This window comes from Serratia sp. AKBS12 (genome assembly GCF_024793895.1).
GTDB lineage: Bacteria > Pseudomonadota > Gammaproteobacteria > Enterobacterales > Enterobacteriaceae > Serratia_F.
This window is the reverse complement of sequence record NZ_JANUSB010000002.1, coordinates 422,123-446,641: the sequence shown is the minus strand read 5'-3', so window position 1 is coordinate 446,641 and position 24,519 is coordinate 422,123. Positions and strand designations below refer to the sequence as shown.

Genomic DNA, 24,519 nt, shown 5'->3' with positions numbered 1-24,519 from the left:
CTATTCCCCCCGCACCAGGGTAAAGAAGTCGACCCGGCTGGCCGCTACCGCGCGGGAGCGCAGTTGACGCTGCTCCTGTTGCAGCGCCGCCAGCGGTTCAATCAGCCGCTGTTGCAGCAGTTCGTGGTGTTCCGGCTGTTGCAGCAGCGCATCGGCCAGCGCGCACAGCTCGGCATGGGCTTTATCGCGCCCGGCGATGTAGCTGTAACCGTGGCCGCCGTTGTCCAATTGCACCACGCTACGGGTGACGGTCATGTCGCCCAGCACGAAGCGGCGGCCGGTGGCCCCCATCCGCCCCTGCAACTGCGCCAGGCCGATTTCCGGCGCGCGCAGCAGTTGATAGCGCGGGCTAAGGTTCAGCGCCTGCCAGTGGCTGCGTAACTGGGCCGGTTGGCTGTGTGCCAACACGGACATCCAGCGTTGTCTGCTCGATAAGGATTGCATTCAGTGCTCCATCGTCAGTTCGATCATGTCGGCGCGCGCCAGGCTGACGGAGTATTCCGCCACGCTGTTGCTGCCGACACAGGTATTCAGGGTGCGCACGCACAGCAGCGGCGCGTGGGTGGCGATCTCCAGCAACTGGCTCTCTTTGGCCTGCGCGCGGCGGGCGCTGATGCGCGTCTGACTGCGGGACAGCGACTGGTGGATACGCTGTTCGATAAATTCATGCAGCGAGCCGCTGTGGAACTGTTGCAGCGCCGGCCACCAATCCAGCTCCGGCAGGTAGTGGTCGATAACGCTCAGCGGCACGCCATTGACCCGGCGCAACGTCCGCAGGTGAATCACCGTTTCGCCCTCTTCACGCGATAATGCGCTGGCGATATGGCCGTTGCAGGGGCGCAAAACTGCGAGTAAGCGCTCACTGGTGGGGTGGCTGCCCTGCTCGAACAGGTTCTGGCTGAAGCGGGTTTTGGCATGCAGCGGATAGTCATAAGGGCGCATCAGCACCAGAATGCCGACGCCATGGCGCCGCTGCAGCCAGCCGCGTTCAACCAGCTGATCGACCGCACGGCGCAGCGTATGGCGATTGACCTGATAGCGGTCGGCCAGTTGCTGCTCCGAAGGCAGATAGTCGCCGCAGCGATAGTGGGCGCGTAACTCTTCTTCCAACTGGGCGGCGATTTGCTGGTAACGGGTTGGGTAAGTGGTCGGATGTCTAGATAACTGCATCATAATAAAAACCTCCGTTGGCCGGGGCGCTGTCGGTGGTGTCGAATGTAAATTGCGGCATGGTGCATACCCGTTGATCACGTTGGCCATAGGGTGCCGCCGCGAGATGACAATCGCGTTACGGGTTGGTGGCGAACAGATGAACTATTTTCGACAGAGGGATGCCAAGCGGCTCACGTCGCGCTAAGCTAGCGCCATTGTTTGCTCTCACGTTGGTTCGCAACATGTCTCAACCCATTACTGCTCCTGAATCCCCGGCTCGCGCATGGCCGCTGTGGAAACCGCTCCTGTTCCTGCTGGTGGTCGCCGTCGGGCTGTATTACGTCAAGTGGCAACCGTATTACGGCAAGGCGTTTTTGGCGGCGGATAGCCATTCGATCGGCAACTCCATTCTGGCCAATCCGGCTGACAGCCCGTGGTTGGCGGCATGGCAGTACGCGCTGGTTTACTTCAATGCGGTATGGAAGGCGGCGGTGCTCGGCGTGCTGCTGGGGTCGCTGGTGCAGGTGTTGATCCCGCGAGACTGGCTGGTGCGTACCCTCGGCCACCGGCGCTTTTCCGGTACGCTGCTTGGTACGCTGATTGCGCTGCCCGGCATGATGTGCACCTGCTGTGCGGCACCGGTCGCCGCCGGGCTACGGCGTCAGTCGGTGTCCAGCGGCGCGGCATTGGCATTCTGGCTAAGCAACCCGGTACTGAACCCGGCGACGCTGATCTTTATGGGATTTGTGCTCGGTTGGCAGTTTGCGGTTATTCGGCTGGTGGCCGGCGTGGTCATGGTATTGGGCATCGCCTGGCTGGTGCAGCGTGTTACCGCCAACGATGCGCCGCCGGCGGCACTGCAGGCCGCGCTCACCCCGCAGGAGAAAACGCCAGATAGGCCGTTCTTCGGCCGCTGGATAAAGGCGCTGTGGGCGTTATTCTGGTCAACCATTCCGATTTATATCCTGGCGGTGCTATTGCTGGGCGCGGCGCGCGTCTGGCTGTTCCCGCATGCCGACGGCGCGGTGGACAACAGCCTGCTGTGGATTGTCGGCCTGGCGATCGCCGGCTGCCTGTTTGTCATTCCCACCGCGGCGGAAATCCCTATCGTACAGGCGATGATGCTGGCGGGTATGGGGTCTGGCCCGGCGCTGGCGCTGCTGATGACGTTGCCGGCAGTCAGCCTGCCTTCGCTGTTGATGCTCAACAAGGCATTTTCTGCCAAGGCGCTGTGCCTGACCGCCGCGCTGGTGGCATTGTGCGGCATTGCCACCGGGTTGATGGGACTGGTGTTGGTTTGATGGTCGGTTAGGGTATCTAGCGCAGCTTGTGCACCACCTGATTGCTGCTGCCGCGCCAGATCAGCGCCGGGTCTTTTAAATCCTGCACGAACTTGCCGTCAATCAGCACGTTGATCAGATCCACCACCTGCATCTGCTGGTGGTCCAGCTCATCCAGCCGGTAGCCGGTCCACAGCCAGATATCCTTGCCGGGACATTCGGCGCGTACCCGTTGCACCAGTTGCAATATGGTCGCCAGGTTGGCCGGATGCAGCGGATCGCCGCCCGACAGCGACAGCCCCTGACGCGGTATGCGTTGATCGTTGAGATCGGCAATGATGCGATCCGCCATCTGCGCGCTGAACGGCTGGCCGGAATTCAGCCGCCAGGTGCTTTTGTTGTAGCAGCCGGGGCATTGATGAACGCAGCCGGCGACAAACAGCGTGCAGCGGGTGCCGGGGCCGTTGACCACATCGATCGGGTAATACTGGTGATAATTCATAGACGCTTTGCCATCAGGCTATTGTTTGGATTGATACCGCCTGATGAGCCGATTGCTGCTGGCCCATCAGGCGGCCGACGTTAGCCGATCTGCCCGTTATCCAGGTGTTTCACCCGGCGCTTGACCTCTTCCTGCTTGCCGGCGTTGAACGGCCGTGCGTCCGGGCTGCCGAGGTAGCCACACACCCGGCGCGTGACCGACACCTTCGCCGAGTCATGATTGCCGCATTTTGGACAGGTAAAGCCCTTGCTGGTGCAGGAAAACTCGCCGGTGTAGCCACATTGATAGCATTCGTCGATCGGCGTGTTGGTGCCGTAATACGGTACGCGGCTGTAGCTGTAATCCCATACGTCTTCCAGTGCCTTCAGATTGTGTTGCAGGTTCGGGTATTCGCCGTAGCAAATGAAACCGCCGTTGGCCAGCGGTGGGTAGGGCGCCTCAAAGTCCAGCTTGTCGTACGGATTGACCTTTTTCTCCACGTCGAGGTGGAAACTGTTGGTGTAGTATCCCTTGTCGGTGACGCCCGGCACCACGCCGAAATCGGCGGTATCCAGCCGGCAGAAACGATCGCACAGGTTTTCGCTTGGCGTACTGTACAGGCTGAAGCCGTAGCCGGTTTCCGCTTTCCAGCTTTCGGTGGCGGCACGCAGGCGTTCGACGATCGCCAGCGCTTTGGCGCGCAGCGTCTCATCGTCATACAGGTGGCTGCGGTTACCGCACAGTGCGTTGATGGTTTCGTGAATGCCGATATAGCCGAGCGAAATCGACGCGCGACCATGCTTGAAAATTTCGGCGATGTCATCGTCGGCGTTGAGTCGCACGCCACAGGCGCCCTCCATGTAGAGGATCGGTGCCACCCGCGCCTTGATGCCCTGCAAGCGCGCGATGCGCGTCATCAGCGCTTTCTTCGCCAACAGCAGGCGTTCATCCAGCAACTGCCAGAAGCGTTTTTCGTTGCCCATCGCCTCCAGCGCAATGCGTGGCAGATTCAGGCTGATCACGCCGATATTGTTGCGGCCGTCGTGGATCTGCTCGCCGTTTTCCTGGTAAACGCCAAGGAAACTGCGGCAGCCCATTGGCGTCTTAAACGAACCGGTAACACTAACCACTTGATCGTAGTTAAGAATATCTGGATACATACGCTTGCTGGCGCATTCCAGTGCCAGCTGCTTGATGTCGTAGTTCGGGTCGCCGTACTGGTGATTCAGGCCATCGCGAATGGCGAACACCAACTTGGGGAATACTGCCGTTTTACGGTTCTTGCCCAGCCCGGCGATGCGGTTTTTCAAAATAGACTGCTGGATCATCCGCGACTGCCAACTGGTTCCGAGGCCAAAGCCAAAGGTGACGAACGGCGTCTGGCCATTGGCGGTGTGCAGCGTGTTTACTTCGTATTCCAGCGACTGGAATGCGTCGTAACACTCTTTTTCGGTACGCGCCATGGCATAGTCATCGGCCTGCGGGATCTGCCATTGTTCGGCCACCTGTTGATGCTTACGGAAGCTTTCGCTGACGAACGGCGCCAGAATTTCATCGATGCGGTTGATGGTGGTGCCACCATAAATATGGCTGGCGACCTGGGCGATGATCTGCGCCGTAACCGCGGTGGCGGTAGAGATTGATTTTGGCGGCTCAATCTCGGCATTACCCATTTTGAAGCCGTTGGTCAGCATGCCTTTCAGGTCGATCAGCATGCAGTTGAACATCGGGAAGAACGGTGAATAATCGAGATCGTGATAATGGATCTCGCCGCGTTCATGCGCCAGCACCACGTCGCGCGGCAGAATGTGCTGCTTGGCGTAGTGCTTGGCAACGATGCCGGCCAGCAGATCGCGCTGGGTCGGGATCACTTTGCTGTCCTTGTTGGCGTTTTCATTCAGCAGCGCGACGTTGCTCTGTTCAACCAGGCCGCGGATCTCCTGGTTCAACCGGCCGCGCAGTTCACGCGAAACGTCGCGATCGTGGCGGTACTCAATGTAGGCGCGTGCCAGTTGCTTGTACGGTCCGGCCATCAGCTGATTCTCGACCGCCAGCTGAATATCATGGATATCAACGCGTTGCTGTGGCTCCATTTGCTGAGCGACCACGCGGGCGACGGTGGCGCAGTAATCGGCGTCAACCACACCGACGGCCAGCGCGGCCCGTTCGATAGCCTGCCCGATCCGCGTCTGGTCAAAAGGTACCTGACAACCGTCCCGTTTAATCACTACTGGTTTCACGATGCTACTCCTTGTTCCGCTCGGGAGCGTTATGCCCGTTGTTGGGCTTATCCACAGGGCAATACCGCAGCGCGCAAGGGCTGCGGCGACGTGTGGAAGATTTTGTGGATAACTACTACATATAGTTGCTTGGATTTATCTACGCACTATATATGGGTGTTGTGGCGGTTTTTTTGATGTAGGACAAGGAAGTTTGGCGACAGTTGGATCGCTGTACAAACGTAAATAGTGCAGATGAATGCAGCCCCCATAATTCGCGGGCTGCATGTATTGACGGGCCATAAAAAAAATTTGGCAAACTGTGATGGCGATCGTAGTGACTGGCAATGGACGGGCCCGCGCGGGCAGGCTCGTCTGGCGTCAATCTTCCCGCAGCCACCACACCGCTTCAAACGGGCGCAGCGTGGTTGCCTGCGGCAGCGCCGGTGCGTCGGCATAGTTGGCGGCCAGTTGGCGCCACAGTTCGCCGGCGTCGACGCCTTCTGCCTGCCAGCGCAGCGGTTCGCGGCTCAGATTGGCGACCACCAACAACCGCTGGCCGTTCCAGCTGCGCTGGTAGCACCACAGCGCCGGGTGTTCGGGCGCCAGATCCTGGTAATCGCCGTAGGTCAGCAGCGGGTGCTGCTTGCGCAGCGCAATCAGGTGGCGATAGGTGTAAAACACCGAATCCTGGTCGGCCAGCGCCGCCTCGGCGTTGATCTGCGCGTAATTGTCGGCGCAGGCAATCCACGGTGAACCGCGAGTGAAACCGGCATGGGCGTCGGCGCTCCATTGCATCGGCGTGCGGCCATTGTCGCGCGATTTGCAGGCCAGAATGGCCAGCAGTTGCCGATCGCTGACGCCCTGGGCGCTGAGTTCGGCGTACATATTCAGGCTTTCCACGTCGCGGTATTGCTCGATACGCTGGAAACCGGGGTTGGTCATGCCGATCTCCTCGCCCTGATAAATGTACGGCGTGCCCTGCATACCGTGCAGCACCAGCGCCAGCATTTTGGCCGCCGGCACGCGCAACTCGCCGTCATCGCCAAAGCGCGACACGATGCGTGGCTGATCGTGGTTACACCAGAACAGCGCGTTCCATGCCCGGTTGTGCATACCCTGTTGCCAATGGCGGAAAATGGACTTCAGGGCGACGTAATCCGGCGCGGCCAGCGTCCATTTTTCTCCGTTGGCGTAGTCCACCTTAAGATGGTGGAAGTTAAAGGTCATTGACAGCTCTTCGCCGCTTTTGGCCGCATATTGCCGACAATGTTCCAGCGTGGTAGACGACATTTCGCCGACCGTCATCAGGCCGCGCGGCTGGAATACCTCACGGCTCATTTCTTGCAGAAATTCGTGGATCCGCGGCCCGTCGGTGTAAAAGCGCCGGCCGTCGCCGAGGGTATCGTCCAGAAAGTCCTGCTGTTTTGATACCAGATTAATCACGTCGAGGCGCAGGCCGTCGACGCCTTTGTCAGCCCAGAACTGGCAGACTTTTTTCAGCTCTTCGCGCACCGGCGGATGTTCCCAGTTCAGATCCGCCTGTTCGGTGGCGAACAGGTGCAGGTAGTACTGGCCGCTGTCGGCGTGCCACTGCCACGCCTGACCGCCAAATTTGGAGCGCCAGTTATTGGGCGGCGTCTGTTCGCTGCCGTCGCGCCAGATGTAAAACTGACGATGCGGGCTGTGGCGATCCTGTGCCGCCTTGAACCATGGGTGCTCGGTAGAGGTGTGGTTGAACACCATATCCATGACGATACGGATACTGCGCTGATGCGCGGCGGCTACCAGCCGCTCAAAGTCCTCCAGGGTGCCGTAGGCCGGGTCGATGGCGCAGTAATCCGCCACGTCGTAGCCGTTGTCCACCTGCGGCGAGAGATACACCGGCGTCAGCCAGATGGCGTCAACGCCCAGCTCTTGCAGATAGTCCAGTCGCTGAATAACGCCGGCCAGATCGCCGTAGCCGTTGCCGGTGCTGTCCTGAAAGCTCTTCGGGTAGATTTGATAGATGACGCCGTTTTGCCACCAGGGGATTGGGTTGCTCATAACAGAATACCTTTTGACTGTAACAGCGGGGCCGAACCGTCGGCCCCCGTTTCCGTCATCCTTCCCGCCGCTCGGCCAGCGCCGCCGTGGTGGTTGCCCGGCAGCGGCCAGCGAGAAGGGCTTGGGAAAATTATAAAACCAGCAGCTCGCCGCGGCGCGCCTTGCGTTGGTAAATCAGCACCGTCAGTACCAGTGGGATAACGATCGCCGCCAGGGTGGCCAGCGCAAACACCATCCAGAACTGCGGCTGGATAGACAGAATGCCCGGTAAACCACCGACGCCAATGCCGTTGGCCATGACGCCATCGAGACCGCAGATCAGGCCGGCGACGGCGGAACCGATCATCGCGCACAGCATCGGGAAGCGGTATTTCAGGTTGATACCGTACATCGCCGGTTCGGTGACCCCGAGGTAGGCCGAAATGGCGGCCGGCACGGAGATTTCTCGTTCGTTGGTTTTGCGGCTGACGATAATGATGCCCAGCACTGCCGACGCCTGCGCAATGTTGGACAGCGCGATGATTGGCCACACCGGGGTGCCGCCCATGCTCTGGATCATCTGCATGTCGATCGCCAGCGTGGTCTGGTGCACGCCGGTAATCACCAACGGCGCGTACAGGAAGCCGAACAGCGCGGCGCCAATCGGCGCAAAGGCGCCGGTCATCACCGCTTTTACCGCCCAGGCGACGCCATCACCGATCATGCGGCCGAATGGCCCGATTAGCGTATGCGCCAGGAACACCGCCAGCAGCAGCGACACCACCGGCACCACCACCAGATACAGATAATCCGGCACGATCCTTTTCAAACGGGTTTCGATCCAGCCCAGCGCCATGCCGGCCAGGATCGACGGGATCACCTGCGCCTGATAACCGACCTTTTCAATGGTGAACCAGCCGAAGTTCCACACCTCTGGCAACTGCTGGCCGAGCAGGTAGGAATTCATCAGCTGCGGCGACACCAGCGTAATGCCCATCACGATGCCCAATACCGGCGTGCCGCCCATTTTTTTCACCGTTGACCAGCAGATCGCCACCGGCAGGAACATGAAGATCGCTTCGCCGAGCAGCCACAGGAAGTCATAAGCGGTTTTCCAACCGGCGCTGGATTGCGCCAGCGTTTGGCCGTCGGACATCGGTATATCGCCGATAACGTTGCGGAAGCCGAGGATCAAACCGCCGCTGATCAGCGCCGGCAGCAGCGGGAAGAAGATTTCGGCGAAGTGCGAAATGGTGCGCTCGAACCAGGTCATGTTCTGGCGCGCCGCCACTTTGGCCTGCTCCTTATCGGCTTCGTTGACGCCAGCGGTGGCGATCAGCGCCTGATAGTAATCGCCGACTTCCGGGCCAATCACCACCTGGAATTGCCCGGCGTTGGTGAAGCAGCCCTTGACCATACGCAGCTCCTCAATCTCTTTCGGGCTGGCCTTGGTGGGATCCTTAAGCACAAAACGGAGCCGGGTAATGCAGTGGCTGACGGTCGCGATATTATCGCGGCCACCCACCAACACGATCAGACGATCGATATCCTGCTGGTTGACTTTACTCATTATAAATACCTTTTTTGGCAGAACGCAGAGGTGAGCCGGTTACCCGTCATACTTGAAGCCGCATCGGTGTTGGCTGCGCGCATTTACCCGAATCACTGACTTGAGTCAGCTCATCGGGATGCATTTGCTTGCCGCCTTGATGCGACCTCCATGTGTTGGGATCTCGAGCTGATCGAAGCTTAGCCATTTGGCTTTTTTAATGAAATGGGAACGTTCCCGGTTTGGGGCAACGATCACAAAATGCCAAAATAAGTGCGTTTTTTAATCAGGAAAGTTTGCTGGGTACCACGATGTGCCGAATGGCGAGTTCGCCGTTGAGCTGCCCAAGCAGCTGCTGTGCCGCCTGTAAACCGGCGCTGCCGTAGCCGAACTCCACCGACAGCGTCTCCGGGAACAGAAAGCTGAGCAGCGGGGTATTGCCGATGGCGCACACCTGAATCGGGCGAGTCTGTTGCTGTTGCAGATACTTGATCGCGCCGAGCGCAATACTGTCCGACGCGCAGACCAGCGCGGTGGTCTGTTCGGCGATCGCCGACGCCGCCAGCTGGAAGCCGCTCTGATAGCTCAGTTCGCCCAGCGCCGCATGCGGTTCAATCTGCTGTTGTCGGCAGGCGTCCAGATAGGCCTGATAGCGGCGTTGGCCGGTGGTGGCGTCGGATTGCTGCACCCCCAGATAGCCGATGTGCCGGTGGCCCTGGCGTTGCAGGTGTTCCATCAACAAATTGACCGCGCCGACGTCGTCATAACACACCGAGGAAAAGCCGGCGTATTCACGCACCATCACCACCATTTTTTCCTGCCACGGGTGCAGCATGTCGGCGGTCAGCCCGGTAAAGCCGAACAGGATCACGCCGTCGACGTTACGCTGCGCCAATACGTGCAAATGCTCCTGAACCAGACGAGTGTCAAACTGGCTCTCCATCACGATCGGGTCATATCCCTGCTGATACAGCAGCGGCAACATGGTGCGCACCGCCTGGTTTTCCGACGGCGAATCCAGACGGGAAACGATGATACCCACCACTTTATCGCTCTGCCCGCGCATGGCGCGTGCCGACTTGGAAGGGGTAAATCCCTGCTGACGGATCACCGCTTCCACCCGCTCGCGGGTTTGCGGGCTCACGCTGCCCTCGTTGTTCAAAACGCGTGATACGGTGGATTTTCCTACGCCACTCAGGCGAGCTATATCCTTGATTGTCAGCCGGTTTTGCATGGTTTATTTATCGTTTAAGTTGAAAGGCGTAGACTTTGTGCTCTGTCAGTGCCGGTCAGAATAGCGCATTTTGCAAAATGGATCCTGGTGCTGAGCGCGTATCTGCGCATTGTCGGTGCGGCCGAGGCTACCGCCCTGTCTTTTCACTTACCGGAGGTTATCACCCGTATGGACCCTGATCCTACCCCCGCAAACACCCACTCGGTTCACCGGTAAACCTCTCCGCTTTGCGCTGCTGATTTACCGGTGAAGTAAACGGTAACCGGTAGCGTGCGCCTGGCTGTTCGCTTCTGTTGCTATTGATAAAAAGAATCTGCCACGGCGGAGGTTTTTGGTGCGTTCAAAAATCGTCCGCCGTAGCCGATTTGCGACTGCGCTGCCGCCGCCAGGCGGTAGCAAAAGGGGCGAACAATGAACCTGAAAATGCTGCCACATCTGTTGCTGAACCTGCTCAGCCGCAATCTGCCGCACCGCCTGGTGCACCGCGATCGCCTGCTGGAAGGCGTCGCCACCGACGGGCGCGCAATGCCGACCGGCCTGGCGCAGCAGCGGCTGGAGTGCGCCGCCGCCAGCGACCTCCAGCTCTATACGCGTTTTGACAGTCATCCGGAAGGCATCACCGATCGCCAGGCGCAGATCCAGCGCGATCGCGTCGGTGAAAACATCATCGACGATCGGCAACAGGAAAGTGCCTGGCGTCACCTGTGGCACTGCTATCGCAACCCGTTCAATCTGCTGCTGACCGCGCTTGGCATGATCTCTTATGCCACCGAGGATCTCACCGGTGCGCTGGTGATTGCGCTGATGGTGCTGGTGTCTACGCTGCTGAACTTTATTCAGGAGGCGCGATCCAACCGCGCTGCCGATGCGTTGAAGGCCATGGTCAGCACTACCGCCACGGTGATCCGCAGCGATGCGCTGACCGGTAAAAGCGAGCATCGCGAACTGCCGATAGCGCAGCTGGTGCCGGGGGACATCATCAAGCTGGCGGCGGGCGACATGATCCCGGCGGATCTGCGGCTGCTCAGCGCCAAGGATCTGTTTATCAGCCAGGCGGCGCTGACCGGCGAGTCGCTGCCGGTGGAGAAAGTCGCCGATCCACACCGGTTGGCACAGGATCCGCTGGAATGCCAAAACCTGTGCTTTATGGGCACCAACGTGGTGAGCGGCACCGCGCTGGCGATGGTGATCGGCAGCGGCGGTGACACTTACTTTGGCCAGTTGGCGCAGCGCCTCACCGGGCAGGCGGAAGAGCCCAATGCCTTTCAGCGGGGGATCGGCAAGATCAGTTGGCTGTTGATCCGTTTTATGCTGGTGATGACGCCGATCGTATTGCTGATCAACGGCTACACCAAGGGCGACTGGTGGGAAGCGGCGCTGTTTGCGCTATCGGTGGCGGTCGGGCTGACGCCGGAAATGCTGCCGATGATCGTCACGTCAACGCTGGCGCGCGGTGCGGTGAAACTGTCGCGGCAAAAAGTGATCGTCAAACGTCTGGACGCTATTCAGAACTTCGGTGCAATGAACATCCTCTGCACCGATAAAACCGGTACGCTGACGCAGGACAAAATTGCGCTGGAGCGCCATACCGACGTGTTCGGCGTCAACAGCGATCGGGTTTTGCGCTACGCCTGGCTCAACAGTTTTTACCAGACCGGGCTGAAGAATCTGCTGGATGTGGCGGTGTTGAGCTGCGGCGAGCAGAGCGGCCAGCCGGATGCGTTGCGTGATTACCGCAAGGTGGATGAAATTCCGTTTGATTTCGAACGCCGGCGCATGTCGGTGGTGGTGGCGCAAGATGACGGCCAGCATCAATTGATCTGCAAGGGTGCACTGGAAGAGATGCTGGCGATTTGCAGCCAGGTACGTCAGGGAGCGCAGACCCTGCCGCTCGACGCCGGGCTGCTGGCGCGCATTCGCCGCATCACCAGCGATCTTAACCAGCAGGGACTGCGCGTGGTGGCCGTGGCGGTCAAGACGCTGCCGGCAGAGAGTCGGCAGTACGGCGTAGTCGATGAAGCGGATCTGATCCTTGAGGGATACATCGCGTTCCTCGATCCGCCAAAAGAGAGCACCGCGCCAGCGCTGGCGGCGTTAAAGCGCAATGGCGTTACGGTGAAGATCCTGACCGGCGACAACGAGCGGGTGGCGGCCAAGGTCTGTGGCGACGTTGGTTTGGCCACTGAACGGGTGCTGTGCGGCAACGACATCGAACGGCTGAGCGACGCCCAGCTGGCGGCTGCGGCGCAAGACACCACGCTATTCGCCAAGCTTACGCCGTTGCACAAGGAACGTATTGTGCAGGTGCTGCGGCAACAGGGGCACGTGGTGGGTTTTATGGGCGACGGCATCAACGATGCGCCGGCGCTGCGGGCGGCGGATATCGGCATTTCGGTGGACTCGGCGGTGGATATCGCCAAAGAGGCGGCCGACATCATACTGCTGGAAAAGAGCCTGATGGTGCTGGAGCAAGGGGTGATTGAAGGGCGTCGCACCTTCGCCAATATGCTCAAATACATCAAGATGACCGCCAGCTCCAACTTCGGTAACGTATTCAGCGTGCTGATTGCCAGCGCCTTTTTACCGTTCCTGCCGATGCTGCCGCTGCATCTGCTGGTGCAGAACCTGATGTACGACGTCTCGCAGATCGCCATTCCATTCGATAACGTCGATGACGATCAGATTACGCAGCCGCAACGCTGGAACTCCGCCGATCTGGGGCGATTTATGGCATTCTTTGGGCCATTAAGCTCTATTTTTGACGTACTGACCTTCTGCCTGATGTGGTGGATCTTCAAGGCTAATACGCCGGAAGCGCAAACGCTGTTCCAGTCGGGGTGGTTTATTGAAGGGCTGCTGTCGCAAACGCTGATTGTGCATATGATCCGCACGCGCAAAATTCCCTTTGTACAGAGTCGCCCGTCGTGGCCGCTGTTGCTGACCACCCTGCTGGTGATCGCCTGCGGCATCGGCCTGACCTTTTCGCCGTTGGCCGGTTTTCTGCAATTGCAGGCGCTGCCGCCAGGGTATTTCCCATGGCTGCTGCTGATTCTGGCCGGTTACATGGTGCTGACTCAGGGGGTGAAAGGCTGGTTTGTGCGCCGCTACGGCTGGCAGTAGCCGGCTGCCGGGGCGCGACTGGGGGTGCGGGCAGGGCGCTGCCCGCCCACAGGCTGTGATCAGGCGCGCCTTTTTGCCGTTGCGGTTGGACATCTGGACTATGCTCGGTCTTTATCTACAGCGTTGGCTGTTTTTATTGCTGTTTTTCCTCTGAGGAATTTCCGATGCATAAGATCCATCGTTATACGCTACCGGCCCTGTCCTTGTTACTTTCCCTCAATGCGCTGGCACAGCCGGCTGGCGAGTTACCGCTGATGCCGTGGCCACAGCAGGTGACGCTGGCGCAGCCGCCGGGCAAATGGCTATTGAACCAACGTCTGGCGATCCGCGTGCAGGGCGACGATCTGGACGAGGCGGTAACGCGCTGGCGGCAGCGCATTGAAATGCAAACCGGCTGGCAACTGGCTCCGGCCACCTCGCCAGACGCGGCGACCATCGAGGTGATCGTCAAACACGCGGTAGCTGCCCAGCCGCTGCCTGACAGCGACGAAAGTTATCAGCTGTCGGTGACGCCGCAAGGGGCGAAGCTGATCGCCAATACCCGCTTTGGCGCGTTGCGCGGCATGGAAACCCTGCTGCAATTAGTGCAAACCGACGCTGACGGCACCTTCCTGCCGCTGGTATCGGTAACCGATGTGCCGCGCTTCCCATGGCGTGGGGTATTGCTGGACTCTGCGCGTCATTTCTTGCCGGTGGCCGATATTCTGCGCCAGTTGGACGGCATGGCGGCGGCCAAGCTCAACGTGTTTCACTGGCATTTGACCGACGACCAGGGCTGGCGCTTTGCCTCGACGCGTTATCCAAAATTGCAACAGTTGGCCAGCGACGGTCAGTACTACACCCGCGAACAGATGCAGCAGGTGGTGGCCTATGCCGCCGCGCGGGGCATCCGTGTGGTGCCGGAAATCGATCTGCCGGGCCACGCCTCCAGTATCGCCGTGGCCTATCCACAGCTGATCAGCGCGCCAGGCCCCTACCAGATGCAGCGTGAATGGGGCGTGCATCGGCCGACGCTGGATCCGTCCAATAAACAGGTTTACGGGTTTATTGAGGCGATCATCGGCGAACTGGCAGAGATTTTCCCCGATCCTTACCTGCATATCGGCGGCGACGAAGTGAACGCCAGCCAGTGGCAGCAGTCCCGCGCGGTGCAGGCGTTGATGAAACAGCAGCAACTGGCGGATAGCCACGCCGTGCAGGCCTGGTTCAACCAAAAACTGGAGCAGATCCTCGAACGTCACCAACGGCGGATGGTCGGCTGGGATGAGATTTATCACCCGTCGCTGCCGCGCACCATCGTCATCCAGTCGTGGCAGGGGCCTGACTCGCTCGGTGCCAGCGCGCAGGACGGTTATCAGGGCATTTTGTCGACCGGCTTTTATCTCGATCAGCCGCAAAGCACCGCCTACCACTACCGCAATGAAATCCTGCCGCAGCCGCTGGGGGTCGATAGCGCGGTGGGCGAAGGGGAACGGGCGCAGAGCTGGCAGTTCAGCATGCCACGTCTCAAGGGCAGCCCGGTGGAAGGCAGTTTCACGCTGATCGAGGGGGCCAGCGGCTGGCGCGGATTTATCGATTTCAACGGCAAATCGCGGCGGGCGTTGCAGGATATCGTCTGGCTGGCACCGGACCGGCTGACCTTCCGCGTCGACAGCTGGATGGGCGAAACGCGTCCGGTACTGCGGTTGCAGCAGCAGACGCTGAGCGGTTACATACGCGTCGGTAACGTGCGTTACCCCACCAGCGGCAGCAGGCTGGCAGCGATCCCGCAGGGTAAAATGCCGGTGGTGCCGGACCAACGGCAACGGGCCAATATTCTCGGGGGAGAAGCGGCGCTATGGGCGGAAAACGTGCGTGCGCCGTTGATCGATCTCAAGCTGTGGCCGCGCACGTTTGCCGTGGCGGAACGCTTGTGGTCGGCGCAGGAGGTGAGCGATGAAAATAACATGTACCGACGCCTGGCGGCGGTAGATGCCTGGTCGGTGGTGTCGGTGGGTTTGCAGCAGCATGCGCAAACCGCGCGTGAATTCACCCGACTGGCCAACGGCGTTGACATCATGCCGTTGCAGATTTTCGCCGAAGCGCTAGAGCCGGCGCAGTATTACACCCGCCAGCACCTGAAGTTCCAGGCCGGCAACTATCACCAGTTCGAGCCGCTGAATCGCCTCGCCGACGCCTTGCCGGCGGAAAGCAGCGCGGTGCGTGACATGACGTTGCAGGTGGCGGCATTGCTCAAGGATCGTGACAATCGTGTGGCGCAGGCGGCGCTGCGTGAACGGTTGCAGCGTTGGCAGCAAAACGGTGCGGCGCTGCAACCGACGGTGGCCGGCAATCGGCTGATGCTTGAGCTGGCACCGGTGGCGCAGGACGTCGAGACGCTGGCCGGCATTGGGCTGATGCTGCTGGACCGCTGGCAGCAGGGCAAGCCGCTGACCGACAGCGAAGCGCAGCAGGTGCAACGCCAGTTGGATACGGCGGCACAGGTGCGTGACGAACTGGTGATTGCGGCGGTGTATCCGCTGGAAACGCTGCTGCATGCGCTGACGGTGCGCTGAGCGCGCGGGGGCGTTACGCACGCCCCCGCGTTCCCGTTACGCCGGCTGGGACTGCGGCAAATCGCCTATCGAACGTTGCAGGTAACTTAGCAGCTCCTGCCGGGTAAAGCGCGGTTCCTCAATGCCGCTGCCGGCAAGAAACTGTTTCACGTTGCTGCAATCCCAGTGATAGGTATCTTGATATAGCTGGACCGTTGACTGGCCGTTTACCATGTTGTCTCGGAACAGGCTGAGCAGTGGATACAGTGGCGCGTTCTTGTCATGCTCCCACTGTGCCAGCCAGTCGCGATAGGGCATCAGCCGGAAACGGTAGCCGAAATATTGCTCCAGCAATTGGAAAAATGCCTTTAGCGTCAGGTTGTTGTGGTGCTCGTGGATCAGGTTGAACTTGTGCCCCAACGCCTGCGGGTTGCGGCTGATATGGGCGATGGCGCGCGTCATGTAATCCACCGTGGTCAGCCCTTCACGCAAATCATGCAGGTCGGGCACGCTGCCGCTGCTGATACAGGTCTTCACCAGCCGCCCCCACCACTGGTAGCTGGCGCTGACACCGGTCTGGCTGTGGCTGGTGGCATAGCCCAGCCGGAACGTGATCAGCGGTAACCCCTGCGCCGCCGCCAGATCGGCAATTTTTTCCATCACCCATTTACTGCGCACGTAGCCGATATCGGTAATCACCGCCGGCAAGTTTTGGTCGATGTCGTCGGTTTCCAGCATCACTCGCTTGCCGGTGTGCAAGTGTCCCCAGCTGTAGACCGAAATGGTGGAAAGCAGCAACAGCGGCTTGGTGCGGTAGTGAGCAGCAAAGCGAATCACCTCGCTGAGTCCCTGCACGTTGTCACGTTTCATGTAGGAATAAGGCTGGATAAAGTTCACGGCGCTGGCGGAATGATAAATGCAGTCTATCTGGCGGCTTAGCGCTTGGTATTGCTCGTCGTCCAGCGCGAAACGCGGCTCGGCCAGGTTGCCCGTCACCAGATGCAGCCGGCTGTGCTGTTCTGCGTCGAGCGTGATGTGATAACGCTGTAAAACCTCATCCAGCCGAGCCCGTGCCGCCGTCGTCGAGCGGTCGCGAACCAGGCAGTAAATATCCGCCTGGGTGGTGCCGAGTAGCTCCGCCAACAAATGCGAGCCGACAAAACCGGTGGCGCCGGTCAACAGAATGGCGCGCGGATCGGTGAGCTGGCGTGCCTCATAATGCGGATCGATATGCAGGCCATCCGGCAGGCGAACGTCGTCTTGCAGCGCGCGAACCGGCTCGCTGTCGACCCGCGGTGCCGCGTGGCCGGTGCGTTCCGCCAGGGCCTGCGTCAGCGCGGCGACGTTGGGGTAGTCGTAGACATCGCGCACGTAGGTCTTGACCTCGAACCGTTCGGACAGCATGGTCGCCAGTTTGGCTGCCAACAGCGAGTGGCCGCCAATGTCGAAAAAATTGTCATGTGCGCCAACCTGCGTCACCCCCAGCAGTTCGCGCCAAATGTCGGCGATCTTCTCTTGCTGTGCATCCAATCTGTCGCCGTTGGCGGTAGGTCGCTGCGGAACATAGCTCGCCAACAGGGCGGTTTTATCCGTTTTACCGTTGGCGTTGATCGGTAGCTGCTCCAGCAGCACATAGTCCGCCGGCAAAAAATAAGAGGGTAGCGTCTGTTTTAGCCGTGACTTGACGGCGTCGAGTAGTGCCGATGAGCCTTCAACCGGCACCAGAAACGCGATGATCTTCTTGTCTACGGCGTTTTCGGGCGTGGTGACCACCGCTACCGCCGCTTTAACGCCGGGAACCTGGCGCATCACGTTTTCTATCTCGCCCAGCTCGACCCGGTTGCCGCGGATTTTGATCTGATCGTCCAGGCGGCCGAGAAATTGAATGCGGCCATCGGCAAGCCAGCGGGCGCGATCGCCGCTGCGATACAGGCGTTTGCCGCCAAACTGCGGCAGTTGCAGGAACTTTTCGGCGGTAACGCGCGGGTTATTGTGATAACCGCGTGCCAGGCAGCGGCCGCTGATGTACAGCTCGCCGGCCTGTTCACCGTGCACCGGTTGCTGCTGTTGATCAAGAATGAATATTTCCGTGTCGGCAAGCGGGCGGCCGATGGTTGACGGCGGGTTCAGCGTTGCGCTGTCCACCGGGTTCCAGGTGACGAAAATCGTGGCTTCGGTCGGGCCATAATAATCTATCAGCGGGCAGCGCAGAGAGGTCAAATCAACCGGCGGCAGCTTTTCTCCTCCGGTGAACATATAGCGCAGCGTCAAATTGGCGGGTTGCGGTGCGCTGACCACCTCGGGTACCAGTACCGTGGGCACAAAAGCGTGCGTCAGGCCGCTGGCGGCAAAAAATTCCAGCAGCGCCGTGGGCTGCAATCGGCTGTCTTCTGGCGGTAAATACAGGGTGGCGCCGCTGGTCAGCGCCGACCAGATTTCCCATTGGGCGATATCAAAGCCGACGCCGGCAATTAACGTTGATCGGCAATCGGCGTTCATGCCGAATTGCTGATTGTGCCATTGTATGAGGTTCCACAGCGAATGATGCTCGATTATCACGCCTTTTGGCGCCCCGGTGGTACCGGAGGTAAAAATAACGTACGCCGCCGCGTTGGCAGATAGAGGCAAAGGCTGATGATTTAATGGCTCACTATTTGAAATATCATCAATTGCAACTATTTCCATATTGGGGGAATTAATAAGGTTGTTAATTGATTTATTGCTGGTAAGAATTAACGGCGAACCACTCTGTTCCACGATGGCACTTATTCTGGCTGGCGGGTAACCGGCGTCGATGGGGATATAGGCAGCGCCCGCCTTGGCAATCGCCAATATGCCGATGATAAGCTGCGGGGTGCGCTGTGCCAACAGCGGGACGTAGCTCTGTGGGCCAACGCCGCGCTGTTGCAGCAGTGCACACAGTTGATTGCTGTATTGGTCTAATTGTTGATAGCTAATATTATTATCTTTATCAATAATTGCCGGGTTATTTGGGGAAAGGGAAACCTGTTGGATAAAAGCATCCAATACGTTATCAATCATGATATTCTCCTGACGGTGAATTATCTGTATAAACTGCAACGAGGGAATACGGCCCGGCCGGACGAAAATAATTATAGATGCAAATTCAATATGGGTTTAAAAATAATTGCGGAATTTTATTATTGATTGAATTAAAGCGAGGGATGGCGTGACAAAAAATAAAACGGTCAGCCCTGGCTGACCGTTGATGGCCTGCGAACCGATTAACGGCGCACGGCGATGGCTTCGATCTCGATTTTCACGTCTTTTGGCAGGCGCGCCACTTCCACGCAGGAACGGGCCGGGAACGGCGCATTGTGTTCGGTAAAGAAGGCTTCATAGGTGGCGTTTACCGTGGCGAAGTCGTTCAGATCCTTGACGAACACGGTGGTTTTGACGATGTCGGCCACCTTCAGGCCGGCGGCTTCAACGATCGCCTGGACGTTTTCCAGGGACTGGCGCGCCTGAGCGGAAATGTCGTCGGCTACCGCGCCGGTTTTCGGGTTTACCGGGATCTGGCCGGAGGTGATGATCATGCTGCCCAGATCCACGCCTTGTACGTAAGGGCCGATGGCTGCCGGCGCGTTTTCGGTGCTGATATTACGTGACATTTTTTCTCCTGATAGACCCTGGGTGTTGCAAACCACGGCGTTGTCGGCTGCCTGCGTTCACCCCGCTCACCGACGTCCGTCAGCGCCTGGGGCCCCGCGCACCAGCCGCCTGGCCGCGGCTTGCAATCCATTGGGTAGCAACGTGGGTAGAGTTAACTTCAGAGACTCATTATAGGGAGTGGCAGACAGATGAACAGCGCCACGCCCGGATATTTGTCAATTTCACTCCGCCTTTAACACCACCCGGTGGTCGAACTCTTTTTCGCAGTAGCGGCATTTCAGCTGCACTTGGTCGGCGCGAGCCTTGACGCTGAAGCTGGACGGCACCGGTTCGCTGCGGCTGATGCAGTTGCCGTTCGGGCAGGTAAGCACGCCGTCGATATGCTCCGGCAGGCTGAGCGTCAGTTTGCGTACCACCTCGTAATTATCGATGCGGTTGACGGTGGCGTTCGGTGCGTACATCGCCAGCTGGTTGGCCTGCTGCTCGGTGAGGAAGGTGTTCTCGATCTTGATCAGATCCTTGTGCCCCAGTGCCTTGGAAGGCAAATTGAGGCCGATGGTGATGCGCTGGTCGGTGGCGGTCAGCTTGAACAGGGTTAGCAGTTTAAAGCCGATTTGCGCCGGGATATGGTCAATCACCGTGCCGCATTTGATTGCTTCTACCTGGAGTTTGTTGTCGTGAGTCATGGTCATATCCCCCTTAAAGAGCCAGTTCTGCGTTTAACACCAGCGCCAGCAGCGCCTGACGGGCGAAAATACCGTTGCCGGCCTGCTGGAAATAGTAGGCGTATGGCGTTTTGTCGACGTCGATGGCGATCTCGTCGATGCGCGGCAGCGGGTGCAGTACCTTCATGTTGTCGCGGGCACCTTCCAGATCTGCCGCGCGCAGCACGAACTGGGCTTTGACGTTGGCGTATTCGGACGGATCGAGACGCTCTTTCTGCACCCGGGTCATGTACAGAATATCCAGCTGCGGCACCACTTCCTCAATGCTGTTATGCAGACTGTATTGAATGCCTTTTTCTTCCAGCGTCGCCAAAATGTAGCCCGGCATCGCCAGCGCGTCAGGCGCGATGAAGAAGAAGCGGTTGCCCTCGAACTTGGCCAGCGCCTGGGTCAGCGAATGCACGGTGCGGCCGTATTTCAGGTCGCCCACCATGGCGATGTTGATGTTGTTCAGGCGGCTCTGGGTTTCCTGAATGGTGAACAGATCCAGCAGCGTCTGGGTGGGGTGCTGGTTGGCGCCGTCGCCGGCGTTGAGTACCGGAATGCTGCCGGAGAATTCGGCAGCCAGCCGCGCCGCGCCTTCCTGCGGATGGCGCATGACGATGGCGTCAACGTAAGTGCTGATGACCGAAATGGTATCGGCCAGCGTTTCGCCTTTCTTGCCAAGCGAGGTATTGCTGCTGTCGGAAAACCCGACCACCGACGCGCCGAGACGCTGGATGGCGGTTTCAAACGACAGGCGGGTACGGGTCGAGGCTTCGAAGAAACAGCTGGCAATCACCTTGTGCTTCAGCAGTTCCGGCTGCGGCTGGGCTTTCAGGCTGGCGGCGGTGCGCAGCACCAGCTCCAAATCCTCACGGCTGAGATCGTTAATAGAGATGATATCTTTGTGATACAGCGGATTGGCCATGCTTCACTCTCCTCGACGAATGCCCGTGGCGCGGGACTGGGTGTTCAGGCAAAAAAAAGCCCCTCAACGAGGGGCTTGATACGATCGGTTCGGCAACAGGAGAAACAACGGCAGGCGGCCGCCGCGAAGCAGGGCGTTTTGTCGAGTATGGCGAACAAAACAGACGTCGTTTTTCATGCTTTCTCCTGGCAAATTGCCGCGCATTATACTCGCGCTTTTCGTCACTGCAAGCGCTAAAACGCTGAACTTTGTCATTTGGCAAACGATTGGCTTGCTCGGGTGAGCGTCAGCGCCATGGCGGAAAACGAGAGGATAAAGAGGGGATTGGGGCACGGATCGAAACCCGCACCCCATTGCCTTTGCGTGACGCGCCCCGGCAATACGTTTCTGAGCTTAGCTCAAATTTTTAAAAATTCATCTTCTGCCGTTTACAGCGTATTGCTCAGCGTCGCCACCATCACCGCCTTGATGGTATGCAGCCGGTTTTCCGCCTGATCGAACACCACGCTGTGCGCCGATTCAAACACCTCGTCGGTGACCTCCATACCGCCCTGCAGGCCGTACAGCTGCGCCATTTGCTTGCCGAGGGTAGTCTGATCGTCATGGAACGCCGGCAGGCAGTGCAGGAACTTGACGTTCGGGTTGCCGGTCTGGCGCACCATCGCCATATTGACCTGATAGGGCTTCAGCAGCGCGATGCGTTCCTGCCATACCTCTTTCGGCTCGCCCATCGACACCCAGACGTCGGTATACAGAAAATCCGCATCCTGCACGCCTTCGGCAATTTCTTCGGTCAGGGTGATCTTGCCGCCGGTCTGCTGGGCCAGTTGCTGGCACTGCGCCACCAGCTCCGCCTGCGGCCAGCAGGCCTTTGGCGCCACCAGGCGCAGATCCATGCCCACCAGCGCCGCCGCCTCCAGCAGGGTATTGCCCATATTGTTGCGCGCGTCGCCGACATAGGCGAATTTGACCGCCGACAGCGGTTTGCCCGGCAGCTGTTCCTGTACCGTTAGCAGATCGGCCAGCAACTGGGTCGGGTGGAATTCATTGGTCAGCCCGTTCCACACCGGCACGCCGGCATACTGCGCCAGGGTTTCCACCAGTGCCTGACCGTAACCGCGATATTGAATACCGTCATACATGCGGCCAAGCACCCGCGCGGTGTCTTTCATCGATTCTTTATGGCCGATCTGGCTACCGCTGGGGCCGAGATAGGTGACCTGGGCACCCTGATCAAATGCGGCAACTTCGAAAGAGCATCGTGTGCGGGTAGAGTCTTTTTCGAAGATGAGCGCGATATTCTTGCCTTGCAGATGCCGGACTTCGCGGCCCTGTTTCTTGGCCTGTTTCAAGTCGGCGGACAGCTGCAACAGCGCCTGGATCTCGGCGGGAGTGAAATCCATCAACCTCAAAAAGTGACGACGGTAGAACGGGTTTAGCGTACTCATCTTCGGGTATCCCTGATGGTTGTTTTTTGAATTAAAATTCACTTTATATGTATGAATATTCAAATTCAACCCCATTGTATAAATCTTTGCTGTTTAACGTGGCAGGCGCGTCGACGGTGTGTGAAAATAGAAGTAATGAAAGCCATTTATTGAGGATAGAGACATGGCAAACCGCGAATTGCTGGAAGAACAACGTGAAGAGACCCGTCTGATCATCGAAGAACTGCTGGAAGACGGCAGCGATCCGGATGCGCTCTACACCATCGAGCACCATTTCTCTGCCGAAAAGTTTGAGGTATTGGAGCAGGCCGCCGTCGAAGCCTTTAAATTGGGCTACGAAGTGACCGACGCCGAAGAGCTGGAAGTTGAAGACGGTTCATTGCTGATGTGCTGCGACGTGATAAGCGAAGTGGGCCTGAATGCCGAGGTGATCGATACCCAGGTGGAGCAGTTGGTGGCGCTGGCAGAAAAATGCGGCGTTAATTACGACGGCTGGGGCACCTACTACGAAGACCCGAACGGTGAAGACGGCGATGACGAAGACGACGAAGACGGTGAATTCATCGACGAAGACGACGACGGCAAACGCCATTAATCATGGTTCCCGACGACTCACAAGGGCCGGCGCCAGCCGGCCTTGATAAGCAGACATGACTTACCAATCACTACTATCCCCGATTTTACAATTCCTGCACTGCGAAACCCCGGATGCCTGGATTGAAACTGCGCGCCGCACGGAAAACCTGCCGCTGTTGCTGACCGATCATCTGGTGTGCGAGCTGAAAGCCGCGCAGACCGGCATGTGGCTGATTCGACGCTACGTGGCGGACAAGGAAAGCGGCGATGCGCTGCTGGCATTGCTACGGCCGTATGAGGCGTTTGTGCATGAAGCGCAGGGCGTGCCGCAAGCGCTATTCAAGCAAAGCCAGTTCACCAGGAAGATCCTGCCGAAAAAAACCTCGACCTACGGCCAGGCTCTGGTGGACAGCATGGTGCTGTTGATCAAAGAGGAGCTGCATCATTTTTCACAGGTGCTGGACATCATGCAGTCGCGCGGCATCGGCTACCGAAAGATCACCGCCAGCCGCTACGCCAAGGGCATGATCCGCGAGGTGCGTACCCACGATCCGGCGACCTTGATCGACAAGTTGATCTGCGGCGCCTATATCGAAGCGCGTTCCTGCGAACGTTTTGCCAAACTGGCGCCGCATCTGGACGAAGAACTGAACCGTTTTTACGTCTCGTTGCTGCGCTCGGAAGCTCGGCACTACCAGGATTACCTGACGCTGGCGGAGCAGATCGCCGGCGGCGATATCAGCGAGCGGGTGGCGCATTTCGGCCGGGTCGAGGCCGAGCTGATTCAGTCGCCGGACAGCGAGTTCCGTTTTCACAGCGGCGTGCCGGCGTAATAACCCAACAGGCGCCTTTTTAGATTTTTCAAAACTCTCGAACGGGCGTTTTCTGCCTTCTCAAAACGCGACTACGGATTACGCGCCGTATCGCCGAACGAGCAAAAAAATGCCAGTCGGCAGGCGTGCGGACTGGCATTGTTGCGATGCGATGCGATGCGCGTTACAGCGTTTTCAGCATCGTCACTTCGCAATCACCGTGGCCGGTGTTGCCCATCGGCCGATCGATGTGTGCAAAACCGAGGTGCTGGTACAGCCCGATGGCCTGCGTCAGGCTGGCGGTGGTTTCCAGATAACAGCGGCGGAACCCTTGCTGGCGGGCGAACTCCAGCGCCTGGAGCGCCAGTCGTTTGGCCAGGCCCTGGCCGCGCAGCAGCGGCAGAAAATACATTTTCTGCAGTTCGCATACGTCGTCCTCGCCGCCCTGCAACGGTGCGACACCGCCGCCACCGGCAATCTTGCCGTCGATTTCTACCACCCAGTAAGCGCTGCGCGGCAGGCTGTAGAGCTGATACAGCGCGTCCAGGTTGGGATCGGCAACGGTATAGCCCTTGTCCGCCGTCAGGCCGTGCTCGGCGGAGACCTCGCGGATCACATGAGCAATAGCGGCATTGTCTGCTATCGCTATTGGGCGCACCAGCAGGCGCACGGGGGTTGCGATTGTCATGTGTTTACTCACTCGCCAAATAAAAAACGTCTTTTTATTGCAGCTAAAAACGCGTCGGGGTTTGATCTCCCAACGGCGTCCTTGCTGCATTGTTAATGTGTAATAGCACTTATACCCGGCGGGATGCAATGCC

18 protein-coding genes are annotated in these 24,519 nt (G+C 59.0%); 5 read left to right on the top strand and 13 right to left on the bottom strand.

All coding sequences use genetic code 11. The features are described 5' to 3' along the window. Positions 1 to 444, bottom strand: a complete 444-nt coding sequence (phnG, locus tag NYE85_RS02005; protein ID WP_259002646.1) for a phosphonate C-P lyase system protein PhnG — start codon at positions 442 to 444, stop codon at positions 1 to 3. Continuing rightward, the gene (gene phnF, locus NYE85_RS02000) at positions 445 to 1,170 is read right to left on the bottom strand and encodes a phosphonate metabolism transcriptional regulator PhnF (protein ID WP_259002798.1); all 726 of its coding nucleotides are present in this window, start codon (positions 1,168 to 1,170) and stop codon (positions 445 to 447) included. Positions 1,171 to 1,394: 224 nt separating this feature from the next. Between phnF and NYE85_RS01995 the strand changes: the two genes are divergently transcribed. Further along, the gene (locus NYE85_RS01995) at positions 1,395 to 2,453 is read left to right on the top strand and encodes a permease (protein WP_259002645.1); all 1,059 of its coding nucleotides are present in this window, start codon (positions 1,395 to 1,397) and stop codon (positions 2,451 to 2,453) included. Between the two features lie 16 nt (positions 2,454 to 2,469). Here NYE85_RS01995 and nrdG read toward each other — a convergent pair whose 3' ends face one another. From nrdG to treR, 5 genes are all read right to left on the bottom strand, one after another. Beyond that, positions 2,470 to 2,934, bottom strand: coding sequence for an anaerobic ribonucleoside-triphosphate reductase-activating protein (gene nrdG, locus NYE85_RS01990; RefSeq protein ID WP_259002644.1), 465 nt, complete (start codon positions 2,932 to 2,934; stop codon positions 2,470 to 2,472). Positions 2,935 to 3,014: 80 nt separating this feature from the next. Continuing rightward, positions 3,015 to 5,153, bottom strand: coding sequence for an anaerobic ribonucleoside-triphosphate reductase (gene nrdD, locus NYE85_RS01985; RefSeq protein WP_259002643.1), 2,139 nt, complete (start codon positions 5,151 to 5,153; stop codon positions 3,015 to 3,017). A gap of 360 nt (positions 5,154 to 5,513) precedes the next feature. Further along, positions 5,514 to 7,178, bottom strand: a complete 1,665-nt coding sequence (gene treC / locus NYE85_RS01980) for an alpha,alpha-phosphotrehalase (RefSeq protein WP_259002642.1) — start codon at positions 7,176 to 7,178, stop codon at positions 5,514 to 5,516. 130 nt (positions 7,179 to 7,308) lie between these two features. After that, the gene (treB, locus tag NYE85_RS01975; RefSeq protein WP_259002641.1) at positions 7,309 to 8,727 is read right to left on the bottom strand and encodes a PTS trehalose transporter subunit IIBC; all 1,419 of its coding nucleotides are present in this window, start codon (positions 8,725 to 8,727) and stop codon (positions 7,309 to 7,311) included. Between the two features lie 265 nt (positions 8,728 to 8,992). Continuing rightward, positions 8,993 to 9,940, bottom strand: coding sequence for a trehalose operon repressor TreR (gene treR, locus NYE85_RS01970; protein WP_259002640.1), 948 nt, complete (start codon positions 9,938 to 9,940; stop codon positions 8,993 to 8,995). A gap of 411 nt (positions 9,941 to 10,351) precedes the next feature. Between treR and mgtA the strand changes: the two genes are divergently transcribed. Both mgtA and NYE85_RS01960 read left to right on the top strand, forming a co-directional pair. After that, entirely contained in the window at positions 10,352 to 13,060 is a 2,709-nt protein-coding gene (mgtA, locus tag NYE85_RS01965; protein ID WP_259002639.1) for a magnesium-translocating P-type ATPase, read from the top strand. 164 nt (positions 13,061 to 13,224) lie between these two features. Then, positions 13,225 to 15,615, top strand: coding sequence for a beta-N-acetylhexosaminidase (locus NYE85_RS01960; RefSeq protein ID WP_259002638.1), 2,391 nt, complete (start codon positions 13,225 to 13,227; stop codon positions 15,613 to 15,615). A gap of 36 nt (positions 15,616 to 15,651) precedes the next feature. Here NYE85_RS01960 and NYE85_RS01955 read toward each other — a convergent pair whose 3' ends face one another. From NYE85_RS01955 to argF, 5 genes are all read right to left on the bottom strand, one after another. Next, positions 15,652 to 18,636 carry a non-ribosomal peptide synthetase gene (locus NYE85_RS01955; protein ID WP_259002637.1) on the bottom strand — a complete coding sequence of 995 codons (2,985 nt, stop codon included), beginning with the start codon at positions 18,634 to 18,636 and terminating at the stop codon, positions 15,652 to 15,654. Positions 18,637 to 18,839: 203 nt separating this feature from the next. Beyond that, positions 18,840 to 19,226, bottom strand: a complete 387-nt coding sequence (ridA, locus tag NYE85_RS01950) for a 2-iminobutanoate/2-iminopropanoate deaminase (protein ID WP_259002636.1) — start codon at positions 19,224 to 19,226, stop codon at positions 18,840 to 18,842. A gap of 222 nt (positions 19,227 to 19,448) precedes the next feature. Continuing rightward, a complete protein-coding gene (gene pyrI / locus NYE85_RS01945) occupies positions 19,449 to 19,913 on the bottom strand; it encodes an aspartate carbamoyltransferase regulatory subunit (RefSeq protein WP_039992442.1) in 465 nt (154 codons plus the stop codon). Between the two features lie 13 nt (positions 19,914 to 19,926). Then, the gene (gene pyrB / locus NYE85_RS01940; RefSeq protein ID WP_259002635.1) at positions 19,927 to 20,862 is read right to left on the bottom strand and encodes an aspartate carbamoyltransferase; all 936 of its coding nucleotides are present in this window, start codon (positions 20,860 to 20,862) and stop codon (positions 19,927 to 19,929) included. A 428-nt stretch (positions 20,863 to 21,290) separates the two neighbouring features. Further along, positions 21,291 to 22,310 carry an ornithine carbamoyltransferase gene (gene argF / locus NYE85_RS01935; protein ID WP_259002634.1) on the bottom strand — a complete coding sequence of 340 codons (1,020 nt, stop codon included), beginning with the start codon at positions 22,308 to 22,310 and terminating at the stop codon, positions 21,291 to 21,293. A 163-nt stretch (positions 22,311 to 22,473) separates the two neighbouring features. Between argF and rraB the strand changes: the two genes are divergently transcribed. Together rraB and NYE85_RS01925 are read left to right on the top strand one after the other, a co-directional pair. Continuing rightward, positions 22,474 to 22,905 (top strand): ribonuclease E inhibitor RraB, encoded by a 432-nt coding sequence (gene rraB / locus NYE85_RS01930; RefSeq protein ID WP_259002633.1) that lies wholly within the window; start codon positions 22,474 to 22,476, stop codon positions 22,903 to 22,905. Positions 22,906 to 22,960: 55 nt separating this feature from the next. Continuing rightward, the gene (locus NYE85_RS01925) at positions 22,961 to 23,719 is read left to right on the top strand and encodes a tRNA isopentenyl-2-thiomethyl-A-37 hydroxylase MiaE (RefSeq protein WP_259002632.1); all 759 of its coding nucleotides are present in this window, start codon (positions 22,961 to 22,963) and stop codon (positions 23,717 to 23,719) included. A gap of 163 nt (positions 23,720 to 23,882) precedes the next feature. Here NYE85_RS01925 and NYE85_RS01920 read toward each other — a convergent pair whose 3' ends face one another. Beyond that, positions 23,883 to 24,386 carry a GNAT family N-acetyltransferase gene (locus NYE85_RS01920; RefSeq protein WP_259002631.1) on the bottom strand — a complete coding sequence of 168 codons (504 nt, stop codon included), beginning with the start codon at positions 24,384 to 24,386 and terminating at the stop codon, positions 23,883 to 23,885. Between the last annotated feature and the right edge of the window lie 133 nt (positions 24,387 to 24,519).